Here is a 24738-nt window from a genome sequence, read left to right on the forward strand (position 1 = left end):
TGATCGAGATGGAGGGGCATCGGCTGATATGGATGTATTTGGAAGTGGGCTTTATACAGTTTTAATACAAATTGGATTTTCTTTATCTTTCCGTAAGGTGAGGGATGATATTTATATTTTGCACGAGAGAATACGCGCTTTATAAAGGAGGGGGACATATGGAAAAGGGAACTGTTTCATCCGGCCGGGATCTGCCGGCAAAGCAGGGCCGATTAAAAATTTTTTTTGGCTATGCGGCAGGTGTGGGAAAAACCTATGCAATGCTGGAAGCAGCCCATCAGGCGCAGCGGGAAGGCATTGACGTTGTCGTGGGTTATGTGGAACCGCATGCACGGCCGGATACGCTGGCGCTGCTGGAGGGTCTGGAAACCCTGTCCAATAAAGAGATTGCATACAAGGGGATCACACTGAAGGAACTGGATCTGGACCGCGCGCTGCAGAGGAAGCCTCAGCTGATTCTGGTAGATGAGCTGGCGCATAATAACGCACCGGGCAGCCGCCATACCAAGCGGTATCAGGATGTAGAGGAGCTTCTGCAGGCGGGGATCAATGTCTATACTACGGTCAATGTCCAGCATCTGGAATCGCTGAACGATCTGGTGTCTTCAATCACAGGGGTGATGGTAAACGAACGCATTCCTGACCATGTATTTGACCGTGCCAATCAGGTTGAACTGGTGGACATTGAGCCGGAAGCGTTGGTCAAGCGCCTGGAGGAGGGGAAAGTATACCGGGAGCGTCAGGCAAAACGGGCGTTGAGCCATTTTTTCACAACGGAAAATCTGGCCGCGCTGCGCGAGATCGCCATGCGCAGGACGGCGGATCAGCTCAACCGCGCCGCACTGCATGAGGGAAAAGAAAAATCAGCCAGGGCAGGGGAACATATTCTGCTTTGCCTTTCCTCGGCGCCATCCAATGCGAAGGTAATCCGTACTGCGGCGCGGATGGCGGATGCGTTCCACAGCGGATTTACCGCGCTCTTTGTGCAAACCCCGGGAACAAAAGAGCTATCGGGAGAAAATATTAAACGCCTGCGGAGCAATCTCAGGCTTGCAGAGCAGCTGGGGGCGCAGATTGCGACCGTGTATGGCGCTGATCCGGCGGAACAGATTGCGGAATATGCAAGGGTCAGCGGCATCACTAAGATTGTGATGGGGCGGATGAATCACCGGCAGAATCCGCTGCTCGGCAGAAAAGGGTTGGCGGACCGCCTGATTGAGCTGACAGATCTGGATGTGTATATTATTCCGGACCGGCAGCCGCTCTACAAAAAAACATTTCATAAGTCCCGAATGCCCAAAGAACGGTTTACATGGAAAAGCACGGGGAGCATACTCCTGTGCCTGCTGGTTTCTACCATGGTAGGAGCCTTGTTTTATAACGCGGGCTTCAGTGAGTCGAATATTATAACAGTCTACATTCTGGGCGTGCTGATAGCCGCAGTCTGGACCGGCAGCCACATTTATGGCGCGGCCTGTTCCTTTTTCAGTGTTGCGGCGTTTAATTACTTTTTCACAGAGCCGCAGCTCACCTTTCAGGTGAACGACCCAAGCTATCCGGTAACATTTATAATCATGCTTTTTTCCAGCATGATTGCCAGCTCGCTCGCAAGCAGGGTGAAAGAGCAGGCGCGCCTTGCTGCGCAAAAAGGTTATTATACGGAACTGCTTCTGGAAAGCAGCCAGAAATTACAGCAAGGACGTACCGAGTGGGACTGCCTGAGACTGACGGCTGAGCAATTGAACCGTCTGTTCGACCGCCCGATTCTTTACGCTTTGAGTGAATCGGGCAAGGAGCTCGTGTTCCGGATTGAACCGGCAGATGAAGAGAGAACCTTGGCGGAGCTAAGCGCAGAGGAGATGGCCGTTGCCGGATGGGTGCAAAAAAACAATAAGCATGGGGGCGCGACGACCAATACGCTGCCGAACTCCAAATGGCTGTTTTTATCCGTGCGCGGATCGCAGGGTGTCATGGGAATCGTCGGCATCCCGGTTGTGGGGTACTCGGTTCCGGATGCCTTTGAGAAGAACCTGATGATCGCTCTCCTGAGCGAATGCGGCCTTAGCCAGGAAAGAATCCGGCTGGAAGAGGAGAAAAACAGGGCCGCCCTCCAGACGCAGAAAGAGCGGCTGCAGGCCAGCCTGCTTCGTGCGGTTTCCCATGATTTACGGACGCCTCTTACCAACATCAACGGTAGCGCGAGCATTTTGATGCAAAATGAGGACAAGCTGCCTCGGGAATCCAGAAAAAAACTGTATACTTTGATCCATGACGACACCAATTGGCTTATCAACATGACAGAAAACCTGTTGGTTGCCACGCAGCTGGAGACGGATAAGGAGAACTTCAAAATGACGCCCGAGCTGCTGGATGATCTGTTCCGCTCGGCGGTATCCCGGCTGGGCAGGAGGCTGGCGGATCATCATATTGCCGTGCAGATGGATGACCCGATGCTCATGGTTTCGGTGAATGCACAGCTGGTCGAGCGAGTACTCGTGAATCTGATGGATAATGCGATCCAGTATACGCCAAAAGGCTCCAACATCACCTTGCGTGGATACAGGAAGGACGATATGGCGCATATCATCGTAGCGGATGACGGGCCGGGTATTCCGGAGGAAGCGAAAAAGCATTTGTTTGATATGTTTTATACGGTCGGCCAGGGAAAAGCCGACTGCCAGAGGGGGCTGGGGATCGGTCTGGGCCTCTGCCAGTCAATTGTTTCGCTGCACGGGGGACAATTAACGATATCGGATAACCGCCCCACCGGCACAATTTTTCAATTTACGCTTCCGGTTTTCCGGACGGATCGGACAGAAAGGCCGGAAATCCGGATTGGATGAATATTTATTTCTTGTTAATGCCGGCCCGGTTTTCTTAATCCCCGCTTATTATATTTTGCTGTATTATCCTATGGAAGCAAAATAAAAAGCCTGCCAGCTGCACTGGCTGTTGGCAGCGGGCGCGTGATGCAGAAAGGAGAAATAAACCATGATGGATTGTTTGATGGTTGCAACGCTTCTGGCCTGTTTCGGTCTGGTGTGGCTGCTGATCAAATGGTGCGGCAAGCAAGTCGAGAACGATGAATAAGGGGGAATAAACCTGTGAGTATGCTGTTGATCGGACTTGTTGTCCTGCTGCTGGGCGCATACCTTGTCTATGCGCTGGTGCATCCGGAGAAATTTTGATTCCGGGAGATAAAAGAAAAGGAGGAACCAGCAATGCTTCAATTGCTTTTGACGATTATCATTTTTTTGATCATCGTCATCCCTGTGGGACGGTATATGTACCATATTTCCATAGGGGCTCATACATTTGCCGATCCGGTGTTTGACCGCGTAGACGGTGTCATCTACCGTATCGGCGGGGTCGATCCGAAGAAAGGGATGAACTGGAAACAATACGCGCTTGCGCTGGTTGGCACAAACGCGGTCATGGTGTTCATCGGATACCTGATCCTGCGCATCCAGTCTATCGGGCTGTTCAATCCGAACGGGATTGAAGGCATGGAGCCGACCCTTTCGTTTAACACGATCATTAGCTTTATGACGAACACCAACCTGCAGCACTACTCGGGTGAGAGCGGCCTGAGCTATCTCTCCCAGATGCTGGTCATTATCTTTATGATGTTCGTCTCCGCATCGAGCGGCTACGCCGCCTGCGTCGCGTTTATCCGCGGCCTCGCCGGCAAGACAAAGGACAACGTCGGCAACTTCTTCGCGGATCTGGTGCGCATCACAACCCGCATTATGATCCCGTTCTCGGTTGTTGGCGGCCTGCTGCTGGTTTGGCAGGGCGTTCCGCAGAACTTTGATGCGAATGTCGTTGTCGAAACTATCGAAGGCACCTTCCAGACCATCGCAATGGGTCCGATCGCGGCGCTTGAGATCATCAAGCACCTCGGTACGAACGGCGGCGGCTTCCTCGGCGCGAATTCGACAACACCGCTGGAGAACCCGACCATCCTGTCCAACCTGATCGAGCTTTACTCCATGATGCTCATGCCGGGCGCCTGTGTTATCACCTTTGGTAAGATGGTGCGTGACCGCAAGCAGGCGGCAATGGAAGCGGCTGGCCAGAACAGCGTCACCGCGCCTGCCCTGAACGAGGGCCGCAGCCTGACTGCGCGCATCTATGGCCGCGAGGGCCGCAGCATTTTCCTTGCAATGGGCCTCATCTTCATCATCGGCCTGTCGGTATGCTTCTGGGCGGAAAGTCAGGGTAACCCGGCGCTTGCAAACGCCGGCCTGAACCAGTCGATGGGCAGCATGGAGGGCAAGGAAGTGCGCTTCGGTATCGCGCAGTCCGCGATGTTCACGACCACGACCACCTCGTTCACAACCGGTACGGTCAACAACATGCATGATACGCTGACCCCGCTCGGCGGCATGATCCCGTTGCTGCATATGATGCTGAACGTCGTCTTCGGCGGCAAGGGCGTCGGCCTGATGAACATGATTATGTACGCAATCCTTGCGGTATTCATCTGTGGCCTGATGATCGGCCGTACCCCGGAATACCTCGGCAAGAAAATCGAAGGCCGTGAGATGAAGCTCACTGCATTGTGCATCATCATCCATCCGATGCTGATTCTGGCGTTTTCCGCGTTGGCGGTTGCAACGCCGGGCGGTATGGAGGGCATCACCAATCCGGGCTATCATGGCCTGAGTCAGGTGCTGTATGAATACGCATCCTCCGCCGCGAATAATGGTTCCGGCTTTGAAGGTCTGGCAGATAATACTTATTTCTGGAATATTACAGCCGGCCTTGCGATGTTCTTTGGCCGCTATCTGTCCATTGTAATCCAGCTGGCTATTGCAGGCTCGCTGATGAAAAAGCGCTTTGTCAGTGAATCTACCGGCACGCTGCATACCGACACACTGTCGTTTGCCATTATTCTGGTATTTGTTGTTTATATTTTTGCTGCGCTGACTTTCTTACCTGCGCTGGCGTTGGGCCCCATCGCAGAGCACCTGACGCTGTGGAGTTAAGGAGGAGAATGGAACTATGAGCAAAAAAAAGAATCAGAAGCTGGTGACGCCCGAGATCCTGCGTCAGGCAATCATCGGCTCCTTTACCAAGCTGAATCCGCGTTACATGATGAAGAATCCCGTCATGTTCGTGGTTGAAATCGGCTTTCTCATCTCGCTGCTTTTGTCTTTCGTGCCCGGACTGTTTGGAGACACGTCGGCAAACGCCCGCATTTACAATATCATCGTTGCAGTTATCCTGCTGATTACCGTGCTGTTCGCGAACTTCGCCGAGTCCGTAGCAGAGGGCCGCGGCAAAGCACAGGCGGCAAGCCTGCGCAAGACGCAGAAGGATACGCTGGCGCATCTGCTGCAGGAAGACGGCTCGACCAAGGACGTTATGTCCAGCGAACTCAAAAAAGGCGATGTCGTCATGGTTTCCGCGGGAGAGATCATCCCGGGCGACGGCGAGGTTATCGAGGGCATTGCGTCGGTCGATGAATCCGCCATCACAGGTGAGTCCGCTCCGGTTGTCCGCGAGTCGGGCGGCGACTTCTGCTCGGTAACAGGCGGCACGACCGTTGTTTCCGACTGGCTGAAGATCCGCATTACCTCTGAACCAGGCAACAGCTTCCTCGACCGCATGATTGCGCTGGTTGAGGGTGCGTCCCGCAAAAAGACCCCGAATGAGATCGCGCTGAACACACTGCTTGTTTCGCTGACCATCATTTTCCTGATCGTTATCGTAACGCTCTACCCGATCGGCCTGTACTCCGGCGTCCAGATCCAGATGTCCACGCTGATCGCGTTGATGGTCTGCCTGATCCCGACCACCATCGGCGGCCTGTTGTCCGCCATTGGCATCGCGGGCATGGACCGCGTCACCCGCTTTAACGTCATTGCCATGTCCGGCAAGGCGGTCGAGGCCTGCGGCGACGTTGATACCATGATACTCGACAAGACTGGTACCATCACCTACGGCAACCGTCTCGCTGCGGATTTCTATCCGGTAGGCGGCGCGAAGCGCGAGGAGCTGATCCGCTGCGCTGCACTGACCAGCCTGCACGACGAGACGCCGGAGGGCAAGTCCACGCTTGAGCTGGCGCGCCGTCTCGGCGACGCGAGCGAGGAGACCCCAGGCTCCGAGTTCCTCGAGTTTACTGCACAGACCCGCATGAGCGGCGTCAACCTGCCGGACGGCACCAAGGTGCGCAAGGGTGCGTCCGACGCCATCGAGCAGTACATCAAGGATCTGGGCGGCAAGATCCCGTCCGACCTGCATGAGCAGGTAAACCAGATCTCGTCCCTCGGCGGCACGCCGCTGGTCGTTTGCGAGAACGACCGAATCCTCGGCGTCATCTACCTGAAGGATACGGTCAAGGCAGGCATGGTCGAGCGCTTCGAGCGCCTGCGCGCCATCGGTATCAAGACCATCATGTGTACGGGCGACAACCCGCTGACTGCGGCGACCATTGCCAAGGAAGCCGGTGTTGACGGCTTTGTGGCAGAATGCAAGCCGGAGGACAAGATCAAGCTCATCAAAAAGGAACAGTCTGAAGGCAAGATCGTTGCTATGACCGGCGACGGCACGAATGACGCCCCGGCGCTTGCGCAGGCGAACGTAGGCCTTGCGATGAACTCCGGTACGACCGCTGCAAAAGAAGCGGCCAACATGGTCGATCTGGACTCTGATCCGACCAAGATCCTCGAAGTTGTCGAGATCGGCAAGCAGCTGCTCATCACCCGCGGCTCGCTGACCACTTTCTCCATTGCAAACGATATTGCCAAGTACTTCGCCATCATCCCTGCCATGTTTATGCAGGCGATCCCGCAGCTGGGCGTGCTGAACATCATGAATTTGGCTTCGCCATACAGCGCGATTCTTTCCGCACTGATCTTCAACGCGATCATTATCCCCTGCCTCATTCCGCTGGCGATGAAGGGCGTTAAATACCGCCCGATGTCCTCAGGCAAGCTGCTGGCACGCAATATGCTGATCTTCGGCGTCGGCGGTATCATCGCCCCGTTCGTGGGCATCAAGATCATTGATATCCTGATCCACCCGCTGCTGACCCTCATTGGTTTCTAAGGAGGCTTTGATTTTATCATGAATAACACGAAATCCGGTCTGCTGCATAATATCCGGCAGGCGGTGCTGGTTACACTGGTGCTGCTGCTGCTCTGCGGCTTCCTGTTTCCGGTCGTGCTTTCCGGCCTGTCTGCGGTCATCTTTCCTCATCAGGCGACGGGCAGCTTGATCGAAGTGGATGGCAAGACGGTTGGCGCCGAATATGTAGGGCAAGAGTTCACTGAGCCCTATTTTATGAAGGGGCGTCCGTCCGCGTACCATTACAATACCTACTATGAGGATGCGGAAGGCAACCAGTTCTATAATGATGGCAGTGAATTCGCTGGCCTGTCCTCGGGCTCCAACAACTACGCCGCCTCCAACCCCGCGCTCGTCGAGCGTGTGGAGGCTGATATTGAGGCCTTCCTCGCGGCAAACCCGAATGTCACGCGCGAGGAGATCCCAGCCGACCTGATGACGGCTTCGGGCTCCGGCCTTGACCCGCACATCTCCCCTGCTTCCGCCGAAATCCAGATTCCCGCAATCGCCGAGGCTTCCGGTCTGAGCGAGGACATCCTGCGCCAGATTGTGGCAGACAATACAACCGACAAGATGTTCGGTGTGTTCGGTGAAGTAACGGTAAATGTACTGGGTGTTAATTTGGATATTGCCCGTGAAATGGGGTTGATCGGCGAGGTTTCCGAGTAACCGGAGCTGCTGCCGGAATGCAATACAAAGATTTAAGGTCGAAGGGTAGCCTGCATGGTACAGGCCGCCCTTCGCTTTTTATTTTGTTTTAATACCGGTTTTATAATCTTTGCCCCAGATTTAGATATTTTCCTCTATGATAAAGCTGTGAGGAGGAGTGGAGATGCCCGCATTGAAAGAACGTCTGATCCATTGGGGAGAGCAATTTGACGCCGCAATGGAGCGGTACATATTTCATCATAGATTTTTAGGGTTCCTGATGGTTTTTATTGGGATGCCTCTGGTGACGCTGGCTGCCGTGTGCATTTGCTCAACGCTTATTGTGCTGCCGATCGCATGGCTTTGGGGGCTGATCTGAGGCAGAGCGCCGCAAACAGTGTGCCAAAGCGCCTTAATGCATTCTTAATATTGCGGTTATATTGCTAATACCGTTTTAATATCTGCGCATGGATAATGTGTTAAGATAATATAAGTGGATATTAAGAGGTGCGTGCGATGCGGTGGGTATGGCACAAAAACAATAAATCCCCTTTCAGGATTATCATTGCAGGCTTCCTGCTGGTTATCCTGCTGGGCAGCCTGCTGCTTATGCTGCCGGCCGCAACCAGAGCAGGCGTCAGCACGTCATTTATGGATGCGCTCTTTACTGCAACATCTGCGGTATGCGTAACTGGGCTGGTCATACATGACACAGCTGCATATTGGTCATTTTTCGGCCAGCTGATTATCATCATATTAATTCAAATCGGCGGCTTGGGGGTCGTAACCGTGGCCTGCGCATTTATGATTCCTTCCGGACGGAAAATTGATCTGATGCAGCGGAGTATAGTGCAGGAGGCTATTGCTGCGCCCAATGTGGGTGGTATCGTGAGGCTGACCGGCTTTATATTGAGGACCTCCCTGCTGATTGAAATGCTGGGCGCAATGCTGCTGTTTTCGGTTTTTTCCGGGGAATTCGGTTTCGCAAGGGGCGCGTGGTACGCAGTATTTCATTCCATATCTGCTTTCTGCAATGCAGGGTTCGACCTGATGGGGATAAAGCAGCCGTTTTCATCCCTGACGGATTATGCGGATAATCCTCTGGTTTCTGTTACGATCGCATGCCTTATCGTGGTAGGAGGAATTGGCTTCCTTACCTGGAACGATATCCGCACGAACCGCTGGCGTTTCTCCAAATACCGGATGCAGAGCAAGGTTATCCTTACCGTTACAGGCGGGCTCATTGTGCTGCCGGCGCTCTACTTTTTCTTTTTTGAATTTTCGGAAGCGCCAATACAGGAGCGTATATTGCTATCCTTCTTCCAGGCGGTCACGCCGAGAACTGCCGGATTCAATACTGCGGATTTAACCGTTATGAGCCAAAGCGGGCAGCTTATCATTATAATCCTGATGCTGATTGGCGGATCGCCGGGGTCTACCGCAGGCGGAATGAAAACCACGACAGTGGGCGTCCTGTTTGCAAACATGATTTCGACCTTCCGGCATAAAGAGGATGCACAGGTTTTTCATCGACGGATCGCAGGCGAAACGGTATCGCAGGCGGCAACTATTTTGGGGATGTACCTGATACTGTTTTTAGCCGGTGGCCTGGTGATCAGCCGATTGGAAGGCGTTGAGGTTTTAGGCTGCCTGTTTGAAACGGCTTCGGCAATCGGGACCGTAGGGCTTTCGCTGGGACTCACGCCTCAGCTGCACGACGTGTCCCATCTGATTTTGATTGCATTGATGTTCTTTGGGCGAGTAGGAGGGCTCACCCTGATATTTGCTACGCTGTTCAAGCCCCAGAATATGCGTTCCAGCGCAAGGCTTCCTCTGGAACGGATTACAGTCGGCTGAATTATCAAAGAAACAAAGGAGGCATTGCCTATGAAAGCGGTTTTGCTGATTGGTCTGGGGCGCTTTGGACGCCATATCGCCTTACAACTGAATGAAATGAATCATCAGGTCATGGCGGTGGATCAGGACGAGGAGAGGGTAAACGCTGCATTGCCATTTGTAACGAATGCCCAGATCGGCGACAGCACCAGCGAGGAATTCCTTTCGTCGATTGGGGTGAGGAATTTTGATATCTGCATTGTGGCAATCGGCGACAATTTTCAGAGTTCGCTGGAGACCACCTCGCTATTGAAGGAGCTTGGTGCAAAAAGGGTCGTAGCGAGGGCGTCCAGAGATGTCCAGAGAAAATTTCTGCTGCGGAACGGCGCGGATGAAGTGGTGTATCCGGAAAAGCAGATGGCGATATGGACCGCTGTCCGATACAGCTCGGATCACATTGCAGACTATATCGCGTTGGGTGATGGCCACGCCATCTTTGAAGTTGAGGTGCCGGCAGGATGGGCAGGAAAAACAGTCGGGCAATTGGATGTAAGGAAACGGTACCATGTGAATATTATGGCCGTCAAGAAAGACGGCAGATTTGAGGAGACTGCGGTCACACCGGAAACCACCCTGAAGGAAAACAGTACGATTTTGGTTTTGGGAAGCTATCATGACGTCCAAAGGTGTTTCCATATATGATACTGTTTCTGCTACAGAAAAGAAGGGAAACCAATGAAAGATATTGCTTTGGCAGCCGGCTTTTTAGCTCTCATGCTGCTGGGGCTCTACCTCATGGTGAAATTGGCGAAGACGATGCAGGAAATGCGGGAGCATAAGGAAACGGACTGCTTCTATATTGCGACGTCGAATCCATGCGTGGTAAAGCGGATCATGGAAATCCTGAACGACATGAAAGCATTGCATTCCGATAAGCATTACACCCTGTCGATCAGACAGGGAGGTGAAATCCTGCAAATGCTGAACAGCCGCCGCTTAGGTGCGGCTGTCGTCACCCCAGAGGCAGCAGGCGGTCGCTTGCTTCTGCACCGTCTTTCCGTTATTTCGTCCCAGCCGCTGGTGATGGATGAGGATGGGGCGCTACTGGCATCGGCTGAAAAGGAATCCCAGCAGCAAAAGGTTATGTGGAGAATGGATGCCCCCAACCCGCTTGCACAGGAATTTGTACATCAGTTTTGTATACACAAGGCATAGGCAGTGATATAATACTCCTGAATCAAGGGGGAGTGCAATGGCATTCAAGACAGAGGGGCTGTCTGATGTGGAGAAACAGTATGGAAAGCTGACGATCTTTGCCAGCTATTTTTCCGGCACGGGGAAGAGTTGGCGGATGCTGGAAACGGCCGAACGCGTCCGGCAGGCGGGACAGGATGTAGTAATCGGGCTGCTTTCCGGCGATGCGTGGAAAGATACCCGAGTGCTTGCGGATCGCTTTGAAATGCTGCCCTGTAAAGAGCTAAAGAAAAATGGCCGGACAGACAGGGAAGTCAATCTGGAAATGTGTTTGAAACGTATGCCGGATCTGATTTTGATTGATGATCTTTCGCATAACAATATTGATGGCGCCCGCCACAGGAAGCGCTATCAGGATATCGAGGAACTGCTCAAAGCCGGAATAGATGTATATACAACATTGGATATCCATCATATCGAAAGCCTTCAGGACACGGTTTCCGATATATTTGGGGGAACTATTCCAGACCGTATCCCAGATCGTATTTTTGATCAGGCCGCCCGTGTAGAGTTTGTCGATATCGAACCCGAGCTCCTGTGCGAGCGGCTGCTGCGGCAAAACCGAAAGGCGTTCCCGCTCTCTCAACTGAACGCATTGCGGGCAGTCGGGCTGCGCCGTTGCGCAGATAGGGCGGCAGCCTGTATGCAGCAGACGCCGCCCCATACGCATGACCAGATCCTTGTCTGTATTTCCGCTTCTCCATCGAGCGAACGGATTATCCGTGCCGCTGCGCAAATGGCAAATGCGTTCCAATGCGGATTGATCGCGCTCTTTGTAGAGACAAAGAGCTTTCAATGGGGGACAGAGGCTGACCGTGAACAGCTTCAGGAAAACATCAGGCTGGCGCAGCAGTTAGGCGCGACCGTTGAAACCGTGTATGGTGATGATGTTGCCTATCAGATCGCAGAATTTGCAAGGCTGTCTGGCGCGGCTAAAATTGTAATAGGCCGCAGCACACAGCAGGGCCGTCTGTTTTTCCGAAGGCCCTCCCTGATTGAACGGCTGATTTATCTGGCTCCGGCACTGGATATCCATATCATACCGGATAACCATCCGGCGAATCAAACCGCTGCAAAATACATGGAAGCCATGTATGTATCACCGGTATCCCTACTGGATCTGATGAAAAGCGCATTGATTCTGATATTGGTCACGCTGGCCGGTTGGGTATTTTACCATTTCGGTTCAACGGAAGCGAATGTCATAGCAATATATCTGTTGGGGGTCATGCTGATCTCCGTATTTACCAAAAGCTCGGTTTGCAGTCTGACAGGGTCAGTCATCGCCGTGCTGGCGTTTAATTTTTTCTTTACAGAGCCGCGTTTTACGCTGCAGGCGCATGGAAGCGATTATCCGGTCACGTTTCTGGTCATGTTTCTCGTATCCCTCATCACCGGTTCCATGGCTGCGCGCTTGAAAGCGCATGCAAAGCATTCGGCGCAGGTCGCGTGGCGAACAAAGCTCCTTTTTGAAACGAACCAGTGCCTGCAAAAAGCACAGACACAGGAAGAAATCCTTTCCATAACCGCAACCCAGCTGCAAAAAATATTTCAGCGCGATGTCGTTGTGTATAATATAGAAAACGGCGCGCTGAACACCCCGACGCTTTTTCTGATGGATGACACGCAGACTGGCGAGATCTATCGATCGGCAGAGGAAAAGCAGGTAGCGCAGTGGGTGCTGGCGAACAACAGACGCGCCGGCGCAGGCACGGACAATTTGCCCGGGGCCCGCTGCACCTACTTGTCCATCCGTACAGGGAAGCAGGTATATGGCGTGATCGGCATTGCGGCTATGGGAAAAACAATGGATTCCGTAGAAACCAGCATATTGCTGTCCATTCTGGGGGAATGCGCGCTGGCGCTTGAAAACCAGAACAATTTGGAAGAAAAAGAGGCGGCTGCCGTTATGGCGAAGAACGAGCAGCTCAGGGCAAATCTGCTGCGATCCATTTCGCATGATCTCCGCACCCCGCTTACGGCGATTTCGGGTAATGCGAGCAACCTCCTTTCCAATGGAAAGCTGTTTGATGAACAGACAAAAAACCGGATGTATGCTGATATTTATGACGATGCAATGTGGCTGATCAATCTGGTAGAGAATCTGTTGTCTGTCAGCAGGCTTGAATCAGGCCGGATGAACCTCAGCCTTTCTACGGAGCTGATAGATGAGGTGGTTGCAGAGGCACTGCGCCATATCGACCGGAAAAGCACAGAATATCATTTGCATGTACAAAGCAGCGACGAATTTACACTGGTGGAAATAGACGCAAGGCTCATTATTCAGGTGATAATCAACATTGTGAATAATGCGATAAAATATTCGCCGCCGGGTTCGGAAATCAATATCGGCTGGAAGCGTCAGGGGAAATATGTTGATGTTTCTGTTGCGGATAACGGTCCGGGGATACCAGATTCTGCAAAGCCGCGGATATTTGATATGTTTTACAGCGCGTCGAACCGTATCGCCGACAGCCGCCGCAGCATGGGGCTGGGGCTGGCGTTATGCAAGTCCATTGTTAACGCCCACGGCGGAGAAATCACTGTGTCGGATCATTTGCCGCAGGGTTCGGTTTTTACTTTTTCAATACCGGCTGGGGAGGTCGAATTGCATGAATAAACCGTTAATATTGGTCGTGGAGGATGATATGCCGATCCGAAACCTGATCACAACAACCTTGAAAGCGCACGGATATCGCTCCATAACAGCGCTCAACGGAGAAACAGCCATTCTGGAAGCAAGCTCACACAATCCTGATATTATGCTGCTTGATTTAGGGCTGCCGGATATAGACGGCGTAGAGGTGATACATCGCGTCCGCTCCTGGTCCAATATGCCGATTATTGTCATCAGCGCCCGCAGCGAGGACTCAGATAAGATTAAAGCATTGGATGCTGGCGCGGATGACTATCTGACCAAGCCGTTTTCCGTAGAGGAGCTGCTGGCGCGGCTGCGTGTGACGCAGCGCCGGTTATCCGCTCTGCAAATCGGGGCGGTCAATACAGAGTCTGTATTTGTAAATGGTAAGCTGAAAGTCGATTTTGCTGCGGGATGTGCATTTTTGGACGGACAGGAACTGCACTTGACCCCAAGTGAATATAAGCTGCTGTGCCTTCTCTGCAAAAATGTAGGAAAGGTGCTGACACATACCTTTATCACGCAGCAAATTTGGGGAAGAAGCTGGGAAAATGATGTGGCTTCGCTTCGGGTATTTATGGCAACGCTGAGAAAAAAGCTGGAGAAAGATCCTGATGCACCGCAGTATATCCAGACCCATATTGGAGTTGGTTACCGCATGATGAAGGTGGAATAATATGTTGCCAGTCCTCATTGGAAAGGGAAAATATAGGCATAATTGGGTGAAAATAATTCTACGCTCGTCTTCAACTCTCTCCATCTCCGCCAAAAACCCGCACTTTTTCTTAATGAAAAAGTGCGGGTTTCATTTTGTCTCGAATCGTGTAGAAATAATAGCTTCCCGCGCCATCCTTAAAAAGCAGGAGTGCTTTCCGCCTGCAGCGCCAGCTTTTCCTGGCTCCGTCCGCGGAGACTGCGCAAAGACGGGATACATTATTTTTTAGAGAGCATGCAGCAGGAGCTGTGCCACGCGGAAAGTTGCAGCGTGCAACATCTTAATCAAAGCTTGCTTTTCGGAAAGGCAGTGCTGGACCATCCCTGATGAAAGGACGCAGACCGATCCGGATTTTCATGCCGCCATGTACCGGATGATTACCGCGATCGAGCGGCATGGGACTGCATGCTGGATGTAACAATGGACAGATGCTCCGCTATACCGAACAGGGAGCGCGCACCTATTTATTCATCGGCCTGCGGGAAACGCGGCGTGCCGGACACAATCGGATATAAACGGCAAACAGGCCGGAGGCTTATGCCTCCGGCCTGTTTGTCATGTGAGATAAGCCGCGGGAATCGGCAGACTCAGAAGAGGAGCGAGGGATGCTCCTGGATGACCTCGAAAAAAGGCTTGTCGAAATGGACGTAAAACGCCAGATAAATAATCAGCATGCGCGGCGTTGGCCGGGCGGAAATCGTGCGGCCAATATACTGCTTGGCCAGCGGGCTGTGCAGCGCGTCCAGACATAGGTTGGCGGTGCGTTCGATCTGGCGCGTGGCGGCGGTCAGCGATTTACCCGACCGCTTGGCTACGACCGGATAGACGTCGCTGCCGACATAAATATCATCCATGGGGATTTTCTGCCGGAAGAGCAGGTCGGCCATGACCTCCACGGAAAGCGCGAGCGCATGGGTGTTTGCCTTTTCCGCGCCGATAATTGTTCGAATGATTCGCTCGGATTTTTCCATATGATAAAACCACCTTGACTGTAAGATGATTCCATGATATGACAAAATATGTAATATTCGACAACGGGCGACATGAAACGACAAAAATTAATGCAACCAAAACGGTTCAGGAAAAGAAATCCCGCAGGCGGAAAGGCGGCATGCGACGGGTTTAGATGAGATAAGTTCCGTTTTCCGATGCTTTTCGGGCATTGGCTGCAAGGGGGGGCCGCGAGAATGAGGAGGAACGTCCGGCTACTCAGCGCGGTTTGGGCGCAGCGCGGCGGCGGCAGGGGCGCTCTGGCCCTGCTTGAGCGCGTGGAATGTGATGGTCAGGTTGGCTCAGAACGCGCCCTGCACAACCGCTGCTGGTAGGACAGGCTGACTCTATCCGCTGCGTGTTCCAGCGCTTTCATCTGGGCGGCGGTTACAATGGGCGGCTGAATAAGGGAGCGCCTTTCTATAGGCGCGGTTCAGTGTTGCGGATGGTCTTCGCCGCCCTAACGGCCCCCGTACTTTACACAGCGTGGGAACGAAAAGTAAGAGGAGAGAGAAGGAAACATCCATATGGAAGAAAATTGCGCGCGGGAACGGTTTTTTCTTCAAAAATACGGATGCATATGATATAATAGCCGCAGAAGCGGATACAGCGGCTCGTTTCGGCAATACAAACTGCACCGGACGGACAGGGGACGCCCGGGGAACAACAAGGAGGATGAACCACAATGTCTATCGCAATGAAAGCGCCCGGCCGGTATGTACAGGGCTTTGGGGAGCGCAAAAAGCTCGGTCAGAGTGTGAAAAAGCTTGGCAGCACGTTTTATGTGCTCTGTTCGCCCGGCGGCCGCCGCCGGTTTGGCGAGGAGATCGAGCAAAGCCTGACGGAGCAGGAAAAAACAGTTGTCTTTGCCGAATTCCACGGCGAGGCGACCAAGGCTGAGGTCTTCGCCCATATGGATGCCTGCAAGGCCGCGGGCTGCGATGCCGTGATCGGCATGGGCGGCGGCAAGGTGATCGACACGGCGAAGACCGTTGCCGAGAACCTGGGCGGCCTGCCCTGCATCATCATCCCGACCGTGGCCTCGAACGACGCGCCGTGCTCGGGCGTGGCGGTACTCTATAATGAGCAGGGCGTGGTGGTCAAGGCGGTCATGATGCGCCGCAATCCGGACCTCGTGTTGGTGGACACCGAGATCTTGTCCAAGGCACCGGCCCGCCTGCTGTCGGCCGGCATGGGCGATGCGCTTTCGACCTGGTTCGAGGCGGAGGCGTGCCGCAAAAACGGCGTCAAGACCATGGCGCGCGGTCAGGAGACCGAAACCGTCGCTATGATGAGCCGCCTGTGCTACGACCTGCTGCTGCGCTACGGCTCGGAAGCGCTCGATGGCGTCAAGCGCGGCGAATACACGCCCGCGCTTGAAAAGGTGGTCGAGGCGAATATCCTGCTCAGCGGCGTCGGCTTTGAGAGCGGCGGCCTTGCGGCGGCCCACGCGATCAACGACGGCTTCGCGCAGGAGCCGCAGGCGCATGGCATGTACCACGGCGAAAAGGTCGCGTTTGGCGTGCTGACCCAGCTTGTGCTGCAAAAGGCGGATGCGCAGACGCTTGAGGAGGTGCTGGGGTTCCTGGCGCGGGTCGAGCTGCCGATGACGCTCGCACAGCTCGGCATTACCGAGATCAGGGAGGAAACCCTGCGCAAGGTGGCGGAGGCGGCCTGCGTACCGACGCAGTCCACCAAAAACCTGTCCCCCGATATTACGGCGGAGGACGTGTACCAGGCGCTTCTGGAAGCGGACCGGATCGGTCGGGAGTACCTGGCGCGCTGAAACAAACAGGGGACATGGCGGTGCAGCGCCGTTCCATGTCCCGTAGCCCCGCGATGCAGCATTGCGGGGCTTTTCGCGCCGCGAGGGGCGCGGGAAAAATCAGAAAATGGGGGAAATGAAATGGGAAAGGCATTCCTGCAGCAGCTCAGGAACGAGTTCAGGGGATACAACGGGCATAAACTGTCACAGGATCTGATGGCAGGGCTGACAGTGGCGGCGGTTGCGCTGCCACTCGCGCTGGCGTTCGGCGTTTCCGCGGGCGCGACCGCGGCCTGCGGCCTGGTAACGGCAATCGTTGCCGGACTGGTGATCTCGGCGCTGACCGGAGGCTACTATCAGATATCCGGTCCGACCGGAGCGATGGCGGCGATTCTCGGCTCGCTGATCGGTACATATGGGATGCAGGGGATGTTTGTGGCCACTTTCCTGGCGGGCATCATGCTGTTGATCGCAGCAGTGCTGCATCTGGGCAACCTGACGGCGTTCGTACCCGCTCCGGTCATCACAGGCTTCACCTCTGGTATCGCGGTGATCATTGCCATGGGGCAGATCGACAACTTTTTCGGCACATATTCCGAGGGCGGGTCGGCGTTGGCCAAGCTGGCAAGCTACGGCACGCTTGGCTTCCGGCCCGATCTGGCAACCACGGCGGTCGCACTGTTTGTGACGGTGCTGATGGTGGTGTTCCCGAAGAAGTGGAACGCGGTTGTTCCGGCGTCGCTGATCGGCATTATTCTGGCGACTGCCGCGACCATGCTGCTCGGCCTGGATATCGCGACGGTGGGAGAAATACCGCAGACGCTGCTGCTGCCCGACCGGCTTTCCCCACGGGCGGTCGACTGGAGCGCCGTACCCGCGCTGCTGGCGCCCGCTTTTTCCATCGCGGTGCTGAACATGCTGGAAAGCCTGCTGTGCGGCGCGTCCGCGGGGCGGGCGACCGGAGTCAGGCTCAACAACGACCAGGAGCTGTTCGCGCAGGGGGTAGGCAATCTGGTGCTGCCGCTGTTCGGCGGCATACCGGCGACCGCCGCGCTGGCCCGCACCTCGGTCGCGGTGCGCTCGGGCGCGCAGACCCGTCTGACCGGCGTGTTCCATGCGGTTGGGCTGCTGATTATGATGTTCGCGCTCGCGCCTGTGATTCGTAACGTGCCGCTCGCTGCGCTGGCTGGTGTCCTGATGGTGACCGCGTGGCGCATGAACGAGTGGCATGCGATCCGGTATATGTTTTCCCACCGGTTTAAGGGGGCGATTGCGAAATTCGCGGTCACGATGGTCTGCACGATCATGTTCGACCTGACGGTTGCGATCGTGGTCGGCGTGGGTCTCGGGCTGATACTGATGGTCGCGCGCCTGTCCAAGCTGCAGATCAACTACGAGCGGGTGGATATGTCCCGCCTGAAAAACGACGATCCGGTGCTGAACGCGCGGTACAGCAACGCGATGGTCGCTTACATCACTGGTCCGCTGCTGTTCGCCAACATCAGCGTGCTCGAGGAGTTGCCCGACCGCGTGGCGGGCTGCGATACACTGCTGCTGTCCATGCGCGGGGTGCCGACGGTGGATGTATCCGCCGCGCAAACCCTACAGGCCATTCTGGAGAGCTTCCGCGAAAGGGGCGTGGACGTGGCGATTTGCGGGCTGCCCACGGCCTCCATGACCATGCTGCGGCGGGCAGGCATTGTGGAGCTGATGGGTGAGCAGGCGTTCTACTGGAGCGTCGAGCGGGCGTTGCTTGATCCGCGTCCCCGTCCGGAAAACGCGCAGACGGTCCAGCGGGTATAAAAAGCATAAACCGCCTGCCGGTTTGTAGGCCGGCAGGCGGTTTTTCGCGGTGGGACAGAGCAGCGTCAGACCGTGCGGATGAGCTCTCCAATGGTGATCTCCGGATCCTCGACCGCGGCAAACAGAATGCGCATCAGGTAATAGTAAAGCTTTTCGACTTCCTCCAGGCTGTACCATGCGGCTTGGTATTTGAAATAGAAATCCATGCCCGTGCCGAGCGGACGGTGCATAACCGTCAGGTAGAGCGGCTGCACAGCGGTGCCGTTATCGTGCCAGATCGAACGGTATTCGATCTGGTTGAGGTGGTCGTCCTGCATCCGCATGGGGAACGGCTGGTAGGTGAGCGCAATGCTTTCGTACAGTGCGTCCGCGGGCGCGCCCCAGCGCTCGCGGCGCAGGCGGTCGGCTTCCAGCGTATCGAAATCCGTATGGCGGTATACCTGGTTCTGGACCGCGGCAATCTGGCGCACGCCCTCGATAAAGCTGGTATCTGCGGGCATCACCGTGCGGCAGGGGAAGCAGTGGATGCGCGTGCCGCCGGCCTTGCGGTCGATGCGGGACACGCGGCGCGATACATAGTTGCGCACGCTGATATCAGGCTCGCCGTCATTCTGCTTGGACAGATAGGTGCGCAGGCCCATGAGCAGCAGATTGGTCATGGAGATATTCTGTTCCTCGCAGAATTCGAGCAGGCGTTCGGCGGGCGCGGACTCAAGGATGAATGTGCGCTGGCCGACCGTCAGGTCGTGTTTTTCGTTGTGCGCCCAGCGCGCGCCGGAGGCGGTATGGCCGGGGCCGCGGATATCGGTGTAGAGCGGTTCGCCCGCCCGTTCAGCCTGCTCTTTCCAGAACGCAAGGTCGCGCGCCGTGCGGACCGGATCGGCCGCGCGCTCCAGGTCGCGCTGCAGAGAGGCAAGGTAGGGGGCGCGGTCTGCGGGCGGCTTGGTGCCGAACACCTCGGCGGCGTACAGCTCGACCACATCGCAGAGCAGCACGATCATGGCGCAGGAGTCGGACAGCATGTGATCGATGCGGACAAAGGCGCCGTTCCAGCCATCCGGCATGGCAACGGTGACGATCTCAAACAGCGGCGCGTCCCACCGCGGCTCGAACGGCTGGCGGCTCCAGCGGTGCAGCTCAAGCATGGCCTCGGACTCGGTCATGCGGGACAGATCGACATGGCGGACCGGACGGTCGTCCGCCGGCACGATATACTGGCGGGCTGTTCCGTCCTTCCCGCAGGTGAAGCGGACGCGCACGGAGTCGTCCCGCTCGACCGCGCGGCGCACCGCCCGCGCGAGCGCGTCAAAATCAACATCCAGATGGATGAACAGGCTGACGCAGATATTGAGCACCTGCTTTTCGCACGCATTCTGCAGCGTGACAAGGTGCAGCCGCTGCGCGGCTGTGATCGGATACTGTTCCATCAAGGCTCCCCCTTTTTCTTTCTCCGTTGTTTTACCGGTTTATACCAATTTTATTATAAGTGCGGAAAGAGGAAAAAGAAAGTCGGATTTTAGACAAAAATTCGTGAAATGTATGGATAGTGAACGTTTAAGGCGTGTACAGTCCGACAGGCCTCCCGCGGAAAAATAAACGGAGCGGATTGTGCCGCCGGACCATTTGGCGTATACTGTAAATATAGTGGCGGAAGCGGCGGCAGGGCCGGAGCCGCCGCCTTGAAAAAGAAAACAGAAATCTGCTGCGCGCCGGTATCCGGCGGGAAAGGAAACTGCATATGTACGGATTGACCTCTTTTACTATAAAAAATATGACGCTGCGCAACCGGATTGTGATGCCCCCCATGTGCATGTACAGCGCGGGGACGGACGGGATGGCGAAAGCGTTCCATTTTTCACACTACACCGCGCGCGCCGTAGGCGGTGTGGGGCTGATTATTATGGAGGCCACAGGGGTTCTGCCCTGCGGACGGATCTCCGATCATTGCCTGGGCCTGTGGAACGACGAGCAGGCAGAGGCGCTTGCGCCGATCGTCAGAGCCTGCCAGGAGCAGGGGGCGAAAATGGCGCTTCAGCTCAACCACGCGGGGCGCAAATGCGAGGCGTCGGTCCCTGCGGTTTATGCGCCGAGCGCGATCCCCTTTGACGAAGGCGCGCCCCTGCCGCGCGAAATGACCGAAGCGGATATACGGGAAACGGTCGCGGCGTTCCGCAGCGCGGCTGCACGGGCGGCGCGGATTGGGTTCGACGCGATCGAGATCCACGCGGCGCACGGCTATCTGCTCAGCGAGTTCCTGTCCCCGTTGACCAACAGGCGTGCGGATGGCTACGGCGGCTCGACCGAAAACCGCTGCAGGCTGCTGCTTGAGGTGCTGCAGGCGGTGCATGAGGTGTGGCCGGCGGAAAAGCCGGTGCTGGTGCGTGTTTCTGCGGAGGATTACGAGCCGGATGGAATGCATCCGGAGGAGATGGCGCGGGTCGCGGCGCTCATACGGCCCTATGCGGATATCCTTGACGTCAGCACGGGTGGCGTTGTGCCGACCCCGCCCGCGTCCTTGTATGCTGGCTATCAAGTCAAGGCGGCGGAATTTCTCCGGCAGGCGTCCGGCCTGCCGGTGATCACGGTTGGTCTGATTACCGATCCGCATCAGGTGGAAGAAATCCTGGGGAACGGCCGCGCGGACCTTGTAGCACTTGGCCGCGAGTTGTTGCGCAACCCCTATTGGGTGCTCAACACGGCGCGGGATTACCGGATCGATTACGACTGGCCCGCGGCGTATGCGCGTGGCTTCAAGGCCCGCCGATAAGAAACGCGGGAAAAACGCCTCCAAAGCAGCGCTTTGGAGGCGTTTTTCCACAAAGTTACATATGGGGCATCAATAGGCTGAGATGGCGGTCCATATGCCGCTCGAGAATGCTGTCGTATTCCGCGCGGTGCTCCCGCCAGAAACGGTAAAGGCGGTCCTTGAAGCGGAGCGAGCCGTCCGGATTGGTTTCGTTCATGATTTTGCCGTAAGTGATATGCAGGAGCTGGCGCGATGTGGCCAGATTGAGCAAGGAGGGGAGATCCTTGTCCGCCATGCCGGAGATATCGGGGATCTGCTCGGGCTCGGTGGAAACATGGTAATTGGCGCGCGACTCCGGAAATACGCCGATGGCATAGGCGTACAGCTCGCGGAAGAGCGCGGGTTCCGCGACCGCGGTCAGGCGCAGCGCTTCCAGCCAGCTGGTACCCGAGGTCTTGACGTGGAACCGCCCGTGCGTCATGCGGCCGACGGAGGGGTAGACTGCAAATTTGTCCGAGCCGGAATGCACGCTGATCTTATAGCCGAAATGGTCGGCCACCGCAACATGCACCTTGAATTCCTCGTCAAACTGCGCGAGGTCGCCGATATAATCGATGCCTTTTTGGAATTCGCCGCAGAAGCGGGGCGCCATGGTTTTGAAAACCACGCCGGCCTTTTTCAGCTCATTGGCGGCAAAGAAATGCTGCGCGGGCGTGGTGGGTGTTTCGGTCTCGTCGATCGAAATTTCGAGCTCCACGCTGGAACCGGCGATGCAGGCGTCATAGATCGATTTGGCAAAGGAAATGGCCTCGCCATAGATCAGGTAGGCCTGGTGCAGGGTGGTGCGGGTGAACTGGACGGAAACGTCGCCCGTAAGCTGGAACGAACGGCCGAGATATTCCTGCTCCAGCGCGGCAGGGAGCGGGCGCAGCGCTTCCAGCTCCATGCCGGACATGGACGCCGCCTCGCCGCGGATATGCTCGCTGCAGTCCAGGGTAATCATGGTATAGCCGCAGTCGATCGCGTATCTGACCTCCTCCAGGGACTTGAGGTGGTCGCCGTCCGCGCCGTAGCCCTTTTTGAAGCCAGCCTGCAGCACCTGGAACGTCACGCGGTCCAGCACGTCGTCATAGGTCCGGTTCATCAGCTTGATCTCGCGCATGGACTGCTGGGCAAAAATCGGGTACACATCATATTTCCGGATGGCATGGATATGGCCCAGGGTGGCGATGCCGAGCCGGTCGCCCATGCCAAAGCTGCGGTCCTGCCCCAGGACCGGCTGCGGGGCGGTGAAGGGCAGAAGATGGTGCAGGCAGACCGCGGTTTCGTGGGTCAGGGGGACCTTGGCGAGTGGGAGCTGGTCTATTTCCACGACTTCGTCGGCCTGAAACGGGCAGTTTCTGCCCCAGAAAAGGATCGCGTCGTAAGAGCCGAAATCCGCCATGCAGAGCTGGCCGTTTTCCAGTTGGTTCCAGGATTCGGGGTACAGGGCGAGCGGCTTGTCCTGCAGCTTGTCCTGCAGGGAGGGAAGAAGGTCAATCAGTTTTTCCATTTTCAATTTCTCCTTTGTTCGCGCGCAAACGCGGCGCGGTAATGCGCGGAAAGACAAAAAAAGCCCCAGATCCGTTTGGAATCTGGAACTTTTTATGGATGTAAGGGTTACGAGCGGAACAAATGGATATTTTGATACTGGAACAGCTTTACGGAGGTCAGGATATCCTGGTCGTGTTCCGACATGTAGCGGCGCGCGGCCTCTGCGTTGCCCTCTCGGATGGCGTTGAGGATGTTGGTATGCTGTACGAGGGAGTCGGGGAGGCGCGCCTGGGAAATCGCGACGGATACGCGAACCAGCTTGGTAAACACCTTTTCGATCGTCTGATACATTTGGCGGTTGTAGGTGGCCTTGGCGATCGCCATGTGGAAGCGCTGGTCGCATTCCGCCACAGCCTCTTTCTGCTCAGCCGGTATCGTTCGGTGGTAATCGTGGATCTGCTGCATCTCCATGATATCCGCCTCGGTATGCCGCAGCGCGGCATAGTAGGCGGCGGAGCGTTCCAGGCTCTCCCGGAGTTCCAGCAATTCGATGACCTCGGTAGCGCTGATCCTGGAGACGATGGCGCAGCGGTTGGGAAGCAGCTCGACATAGTCCTCAAACGCCAAGCGGCTGATGGCCTCCTTCACAGGCGTGCGGCTGACCCCAAGCTGGCTGCTGAGCTCGCGGATATACAGCGCAGCGCCGGGGCCATAAGTGCCGTTGAGGATATTATCCCGCAGGACCCGATATACAAATTCCGATTTGCTTTCGCCGTTTGCAGTGCCTTCGTCAAAAAATTCCATTCGTTTTCACCATTCTTCACAGCCTTTTAGGAGACCATAATTTTGTTATTTTGCATCGAATTGCTAAAATTAGTCTATTATAATCTCCAAGTACTGTCAAGAACATTTCACGGCTTTTGACAGAAATGCCATGCCGCGGACGCCGGCAGTCATACTGTCCGGCTCGGGGATGCACTCCAGCGAGATGGTCCCCTGGTAATCCACCTCTTGCAGCGCGGCAAGGATAGGGGCAAAATCCAAATGCCCCGCGCCGGGATACAAGCGGTTGGAATCGGCAACATGGAGATAGCCCAGCTTGTCGCCGGCGGTGCGGATTGCCTGCGGCATATCCGCTTCGTCGATATTCATATGGAACGTGTCCATATGGACCCAGCAATTCGGCAGCTCCCATTTGTCCAGAAATTCCCGCAGCTCGGCGGCGGTGTTGAACAGGTTGGTTTCATACCGGTTGATGACCTCGACCAGGATGCGCTGGCCCTTGTTCGAGGCATAGGCGCCAAGCTCGCGCAGCTGGCCGGCCAGCAGGCGGTCGAACTCCTCCTGCTGGGTATCCGGCCGGTTGCCCTTTACCCAGCCGATCACGACGCCGTCCGTCGCGCCGAGCGCGGCGGCGATGTCGATATAGGCCTTTACTTCGGCCATAGCGGCTTCGCGGTTCGCCGGATCGGGGGAGGTGATGCACCGGTTCCGGCGGGTGAAGATCTGACCGGTGACGATAGCGGAAACCTTGACGCCATAACGGGAGCATGCGTCTTTCATCAGCGGGAGCGGAAAATCGCCCGCGTCGATGATGTGGATTTCGATGGCGTCATACCCCCAATCCGCAGCCTGCCCGACGGCCTTCACCAGATCGCCGCGCAGCACCAGCGGCGCGCGCGGGGCTCCGCTGGTGATCGCCGTGATGGCGAGCAGATTTTTCATGTTCGCTC

General features: G+C 55.8%; 20 protein-coding genes. 15 read left to right on the forward strand and 5 right to left on the reverse strand.

Going from position 1 to position 24738, the window contains the following annotated elements:
- Positions 1 to 158 precede the first annotated feature (158 nt).
- The 11 genes from RX717_RS01965 to RX717_RS02010 all read left to right on the forward strand — a co-directional run bounded on the left by RX717_RS01965 (position 159) and on the right by RX717_RS02010 (position 14129).
- Positions 159 to 2843, forward strand: a complete 2685-nt coding sequence (locus RX717_RS01965) for a sensor histidine kinase (RefSeq protein WP_107631095.1) — start codon at positions 159 to 161, stop codon at positions 2841 to 2843.
- 267 nt (positions 2844 to 3110) lie between these two features.
- On the forward strand, positions 3111 to 3188 hold the full coding sequence (gene kdpF, locus RX717_RS15880) for a K(+)-transporting ATPase subunit F (protein ID WP_107632145.1): 78 nt from the start codon (positions 3111 to 3113) through the stop codon (positions 3186 to 3188).
- 33 nt (positions 3189 to 3221) lie between these two features.
- Positions 3222 to 4991 carry a potassium-transporting ATPase subunit KdpA gene (locus RX717_RS01970; protein WP_054328177.1) on the forward strand — a complete coding sequence of 590 codons (1770 nt, stop codon included), beginning with the start codon at positions 3222 to 3224 and terminating at the stop codon, positions 4989 to 4991.
- A gap of 16 nt (positions 4992 to 5007) precedes the next feature.
- Complete coding sequence (gene kdpB, locus RX717_RS01975) at positions 5008 to 7059, forward strand: potassium-transporting ATPase subunit KdpB (protein ID WP_107631094.1); 2052 nt, start codon at positions 5008 to 5010, stop codon at positions 7057 to 7059.
- A gap of 18 nt (positions 7060 to 7077) precedes the next feature.
- A complete protein-coding gene (kdpC, locus tag RX717_RS01980; protein ID WP_054328179.1) occupies positions 7078 to 7746 on the forward strand; it encodes a potassium-transporting ATPase subunit KdpC in 669 nt (222 codons plus the stop codon).
- Positions 7747 to 7909: 163 nt separating this feature from the next.
- The gene (locus tag RX717_RS01985; RefSeq protein ID WP_054328180.1) at positions 7910 to 8104 is read left to right on the forward strand and encodes a hypothetical protein; all 195 of its coding nucleotides are present in this window, start codon (positions 7910 to 7912) and stop codon (positions 8102 to 8104) included.
- Positions 8105 to 8241: 137 nt separating this feature from the next.
- Positions 8242 to 9582 carry a TrkH family potassium uptake protein gene (locus tag RX717_RS01990; protein ID WP_082397368.1) on the forward strand — a complete coding sequence of 447 codons (1341 nt, stop codon included), beginning with the start codon at positions 8242 to 8244 and terminating at the stop codon, positions 9580 to 9582.
- 30 nt (positions 9583 to 9612) lie between these two features.
- Positions 9613 to 10263 carry a potassium channel family protein gene (locus RX717_RS01995; protein WP_054328181.1) on the forward strand — a complete coding sequence of 217 codons (651 nt, stop codon included), beginning with the start codon at positions 9613 to 9615 and terminating at the stop codon, positions 10261 to 10263.
- Positions 10264 to 10296: 33 nt separating this feature from the next.
- A complete protein-coding gene (locus RX717_RS02000) occupies positions 10297 to 10776 on the forward strand; it encodes a hypothetical protein (RefSeq protein WP_054328182.1) in 480 nt (159 codons plus the stop codon).
- 37 nt (positions 10777 to 10813) lie between these two features.
- Positions 10814 to 13435, forward strand: a complete 2622-nt coding sequence (locus RX717_RS02005; RefSeq protein WP_107631093.1) for a sensor histidine kinase — start codon at positions 10814 to 10816, stop codon at positions 13433 to 13435.
- Complete coding sequence (locus tag RX717_RS02010; RefSeq protein ID WP_107631092.1) at positions 13428 to 14129, forward strand: response regulator; 702 nt, start codon at positions 13428 to 13430, stop codon at positions 14127 to 14129. Before RX717_RS02005 ends, RX717_RS02010 begins: the two co-directional genes overlap by 8 nt.
- Positions 14130 to 14755: 626 nt before the next feature.
- Here the strand turns inward: RX717_RS02010 and RX717_RS02015 are convergent.
- Positions 14756 to 15139: a hypothetical protein gene (locus tag RX717_RS02015; RefSeq protein ID WP_054328184.1), complete on the reverse strand. Its 384-nt coding sequence runs from the start codon at positions 15137 to 15139 to the stop codon at positions 14756 to 14758.
- 216 nt (positions 15140 to 15355) lie between these two features.
- On the opposite strand from RX717_RS02015, the gene RX717_RS02020 reads away from it, so the two are divergent.
- The 3 genes from RX717_RS02020 (at position 15356) to RX717_RS02030 (ending at position 18726) form a co-directional block, all read left to right on the forward strand.
- Positions 15356 to 15493, forward strand: coding sequence for a hypothetical protein (locus RX717_RS02020; RefSeq protein ID WP_159068089.1), 138 nt, complete (start codon positions 15356 to 15358; stop codon positions 15491 to 15493).
- A gap of 350 nt (positions 15494 to 15843) precedes the next feature.
- Complete coding sequence (locus tag RX717_RS02025) at positions 15844 to 16944, forward strand: glycerol dehydrogenase (RefSeq protein ID WP_316960531.1); 1101 nt, start codon at positions 15844 to 15846, stop codon at positions 16942 to 16944.
- A 120-nt stretch (positions 16945 to 17064) separates the two neighbouring features.
- Entirely contained in the window at positions 17065 to 18726 is a 1662-nt protein-coding gene (locus RX717_RS02030) for a SulP family inorganic anion transporter (protein ID WP_054328185.1), read from the forward strand.
- Positions 18727 to 18791: 65 nt separating this feature from the next.
- On the opposite strand, the gene RX717_RS02035 is transcribed toward RX717_RS02030, so the two are convergent.
- Positions 18792 to 20153, reverse strand: coding sequence for a condensation domain-containing protein (locus RX717_RS02035; protein WP_107631090.1), 1362 nt, complete (start codon positions 20151 to 20153; stop codon positions 18792 to 18794).
- Positions 20154 to 20464: 311 nt separating this feature from the next.
- Here RX717_RS02035 and namA point away from each other — a divergent pair, with 311 nt between their 5' ends.
- Complete coding sequence (gene namA, locus RX717_RS02040) at positions 20465 to 21493, forward strand: NADPH dehydrogenase NamA (RefSeq protein WP_054328188.1); 1029 nt, start codon at positions 20465 to 20467, stop codon at positions 21491 to 21493.
- A 55-nt stretch (positions 21494 to 21548) separates the two neighbouring features.
- On the opposite strand, the gene RX717_RS02045 is transcribed toward namA, so the two are convergent.
- The 3 genes from RX717_RS02045 to RX717_RS02055 all read right to left on the reverse strand — a co-directional run bounded on the left by RX717_RS02045 (position 21549) and on the right by RX717_RS02055 (position 24730).
- Complete coding sequence (locus RX717_RS02045; RefSeq protein ID WP_054328189.1) at positions 21549 to 23024, reverse strand: tagaturonate epimerase family protein; 1476 nt, start codon at positions 23022 to 23024, stop codon at positions 21549 to 21551.
- Between the two features lie 107 nt (positions 23025 to 23131).
- Positions 23132 to 23809 (reverse strand): GntR family transcriptional regulator, encoded by a 678-nt coding sequence (locus RX717_RS02050; RefSeq protein WP_107631088.1) that lies wholly within the window; start codon positions 23807 to 23809, stop codon positions 23132 to 23134.
- Between the two features lie 96 nt (positions 23810 to 23905).
- Entirely contained in the window at positions 23906 to 24730 is an 825-nt protein-coding gene (locus RX717_RS02055) for a sugar phosphate isomerase/epimerase family protein (RefSeq protein WP_054328191.1), read from the reverse strand.
- Between the last annotated feature and the right edge of the window lie 8 nt (positions 24731 to 24738).

This window comes from Intestinibacillus sp. NTUH-41-i26 (assembly GCF_032769475.1).
Classification (GTDB): domain Bacteria; phylum Bacillota; class Clostridia; order Oscillospirales; family Butyricicoccaceae; genus Agathobaculum; species Agathobaculum ammoniilyticum.

Excerpts from the sequence above, each read along its gene's own strand:
- RX717_RS01965 (WP_107631095.1), top strand. The coding sequence starts at position 159 with ATGGAAAAGGGAACTGTTTCATCCGGCCGGGATCTGCCGGCAAAGCAG.
- kdpF (WP_107632145.1), top strand. The coding sequence starts at position 3,111 with ATGCTGTTGATCGGACTTGTTGTCCTGCTGCTGGGCGCATACCTTGTC.
- RX717_RS01970 (WP_054328177.1), top strand. The coding sequence starts at position 3,222 with ATGCTTCAATTGCTTTTGACGATTATCATTTTTTTGATCATCGTCATC.
- kdpB (WP_107631094.1), top strand. The coding sequence starts at position 5,008 with ATGAGCAAAAAAAAGAATCAGAAGCTGGTGACGCCCGAGATCCTGCGT.
- kdpC (WP_054328179.1), top strand. The coding sequence starts at position 7,078 with ATGAATAACACGAAATCCGGTCTGCTGCATAATATCCGGCAGGCGGTG.
- RX717_RS01985 (WP_054328180.1), top strand. The coding sequence starts at position 7,910 with ATGCCCGCATTGAAAGAACGTCTGATCCATTGGGGAGAGCAATTTGAC.
- RX717_RS01990 (WP_082397368.1), top strand. The coding sequence starts at position 8,242 with ATGCGGTGGGTATGGCACAAAAACAATAAATCCCCTTTCAGGATTATC.
- RX717_RS01995 (WP_054328181.1), top strand. The coding sequence starts at position 9,613 with ATGAAAGCGGTTTTGCTGATTGGTCTGGGGCGCTTTGGACGCCATATC.
- RX717_RS02000 (WP_054328182.1), top strand. The coding sequence starts at position 10,297 with ATGAAAGATATTGCTTTGGCAGCCGGCTTTTTAGCTCTCATGCTGCTG.
- RX717_RS02005 (WP_107631093.1), top strand. The coding sequence starts at position 10,814 with ATGGCATTCAAGACAGAGGGGCTGTCTGATGTGGAGAAACAGTATGGA.
- RX717_RS02010 (WP_107631092.1), top strand. The coding sequence starts at position 13,428 with ATGAATAAACCGTTAATATTGGTCGTGGAGGATGATATGCCGATCCGA.
- RX717_RS02015 (WP_054328184.1), bottom strand. The coding sequence starts at position 15,139 with ATGGAAAAATCCGAGCGAATCATTCGAACAATTATCGGCGCGGAAAAG.
- RX717_RS02020 (WP_159068089.1), top strand. The coding sequence starts at position 15,356 with ATGAGGAGGAACGTCCGGCTACTCAGCGCGGTTTGGGCGCAGCGCGGC.
- RX717_RS02025 (WP_316960531.1), top strand. The coding sequence starts at position 15,844 with ATGTCTATCGCAATGAAAGCGCCCGGCCGGTATGTACAGGGCTTTGGG.
- RX717_RS02030 (WP_054328185.1), top strand. The coding sequence starts at position 17,065 with ATGGGAAAGGCATTCCTGCAGCAGCTCAGGAACGAGTTCAGGGGATAC.
- RX717_RS02035 (WP_107631090.1), bottom strand. The coding sequence starts at position 20,153 with ATGGAACAGTATCCGATCACAGCCGCGCAGCGGCTGCACCTTGTCACG.
- namA (WP_054328188.1), top strand. The coding sequence starts at position 20,465 with ATGTACGGATTGACCTCTTTTACTATAAAAAATATGACGCTGCGCAAC.
- RX717_RS02045 (WP_054328189.1), bottom strand. The coding sequence starts at position 23,024 with ATGGAAAAACTGATTGACCTTCTTCCCTCCCTGCAGGACAAGCTGCAG.
- RX717_RS02050 (WP_107631088.1), bottom strand. The coding sequence starts at position 23,809 with ATGGAATTTTTTGACGAAGGCACTGCAAACGGCGAAAGCAAATCGGAA.
- RX717_RS02055 (WP_054328191.1), bottom strand. The coding sequence starts at position 24,730 with ATGAAAAATCTGCTCGCCATCACGGCGATCACCAGCGGAGCCCCGCGC.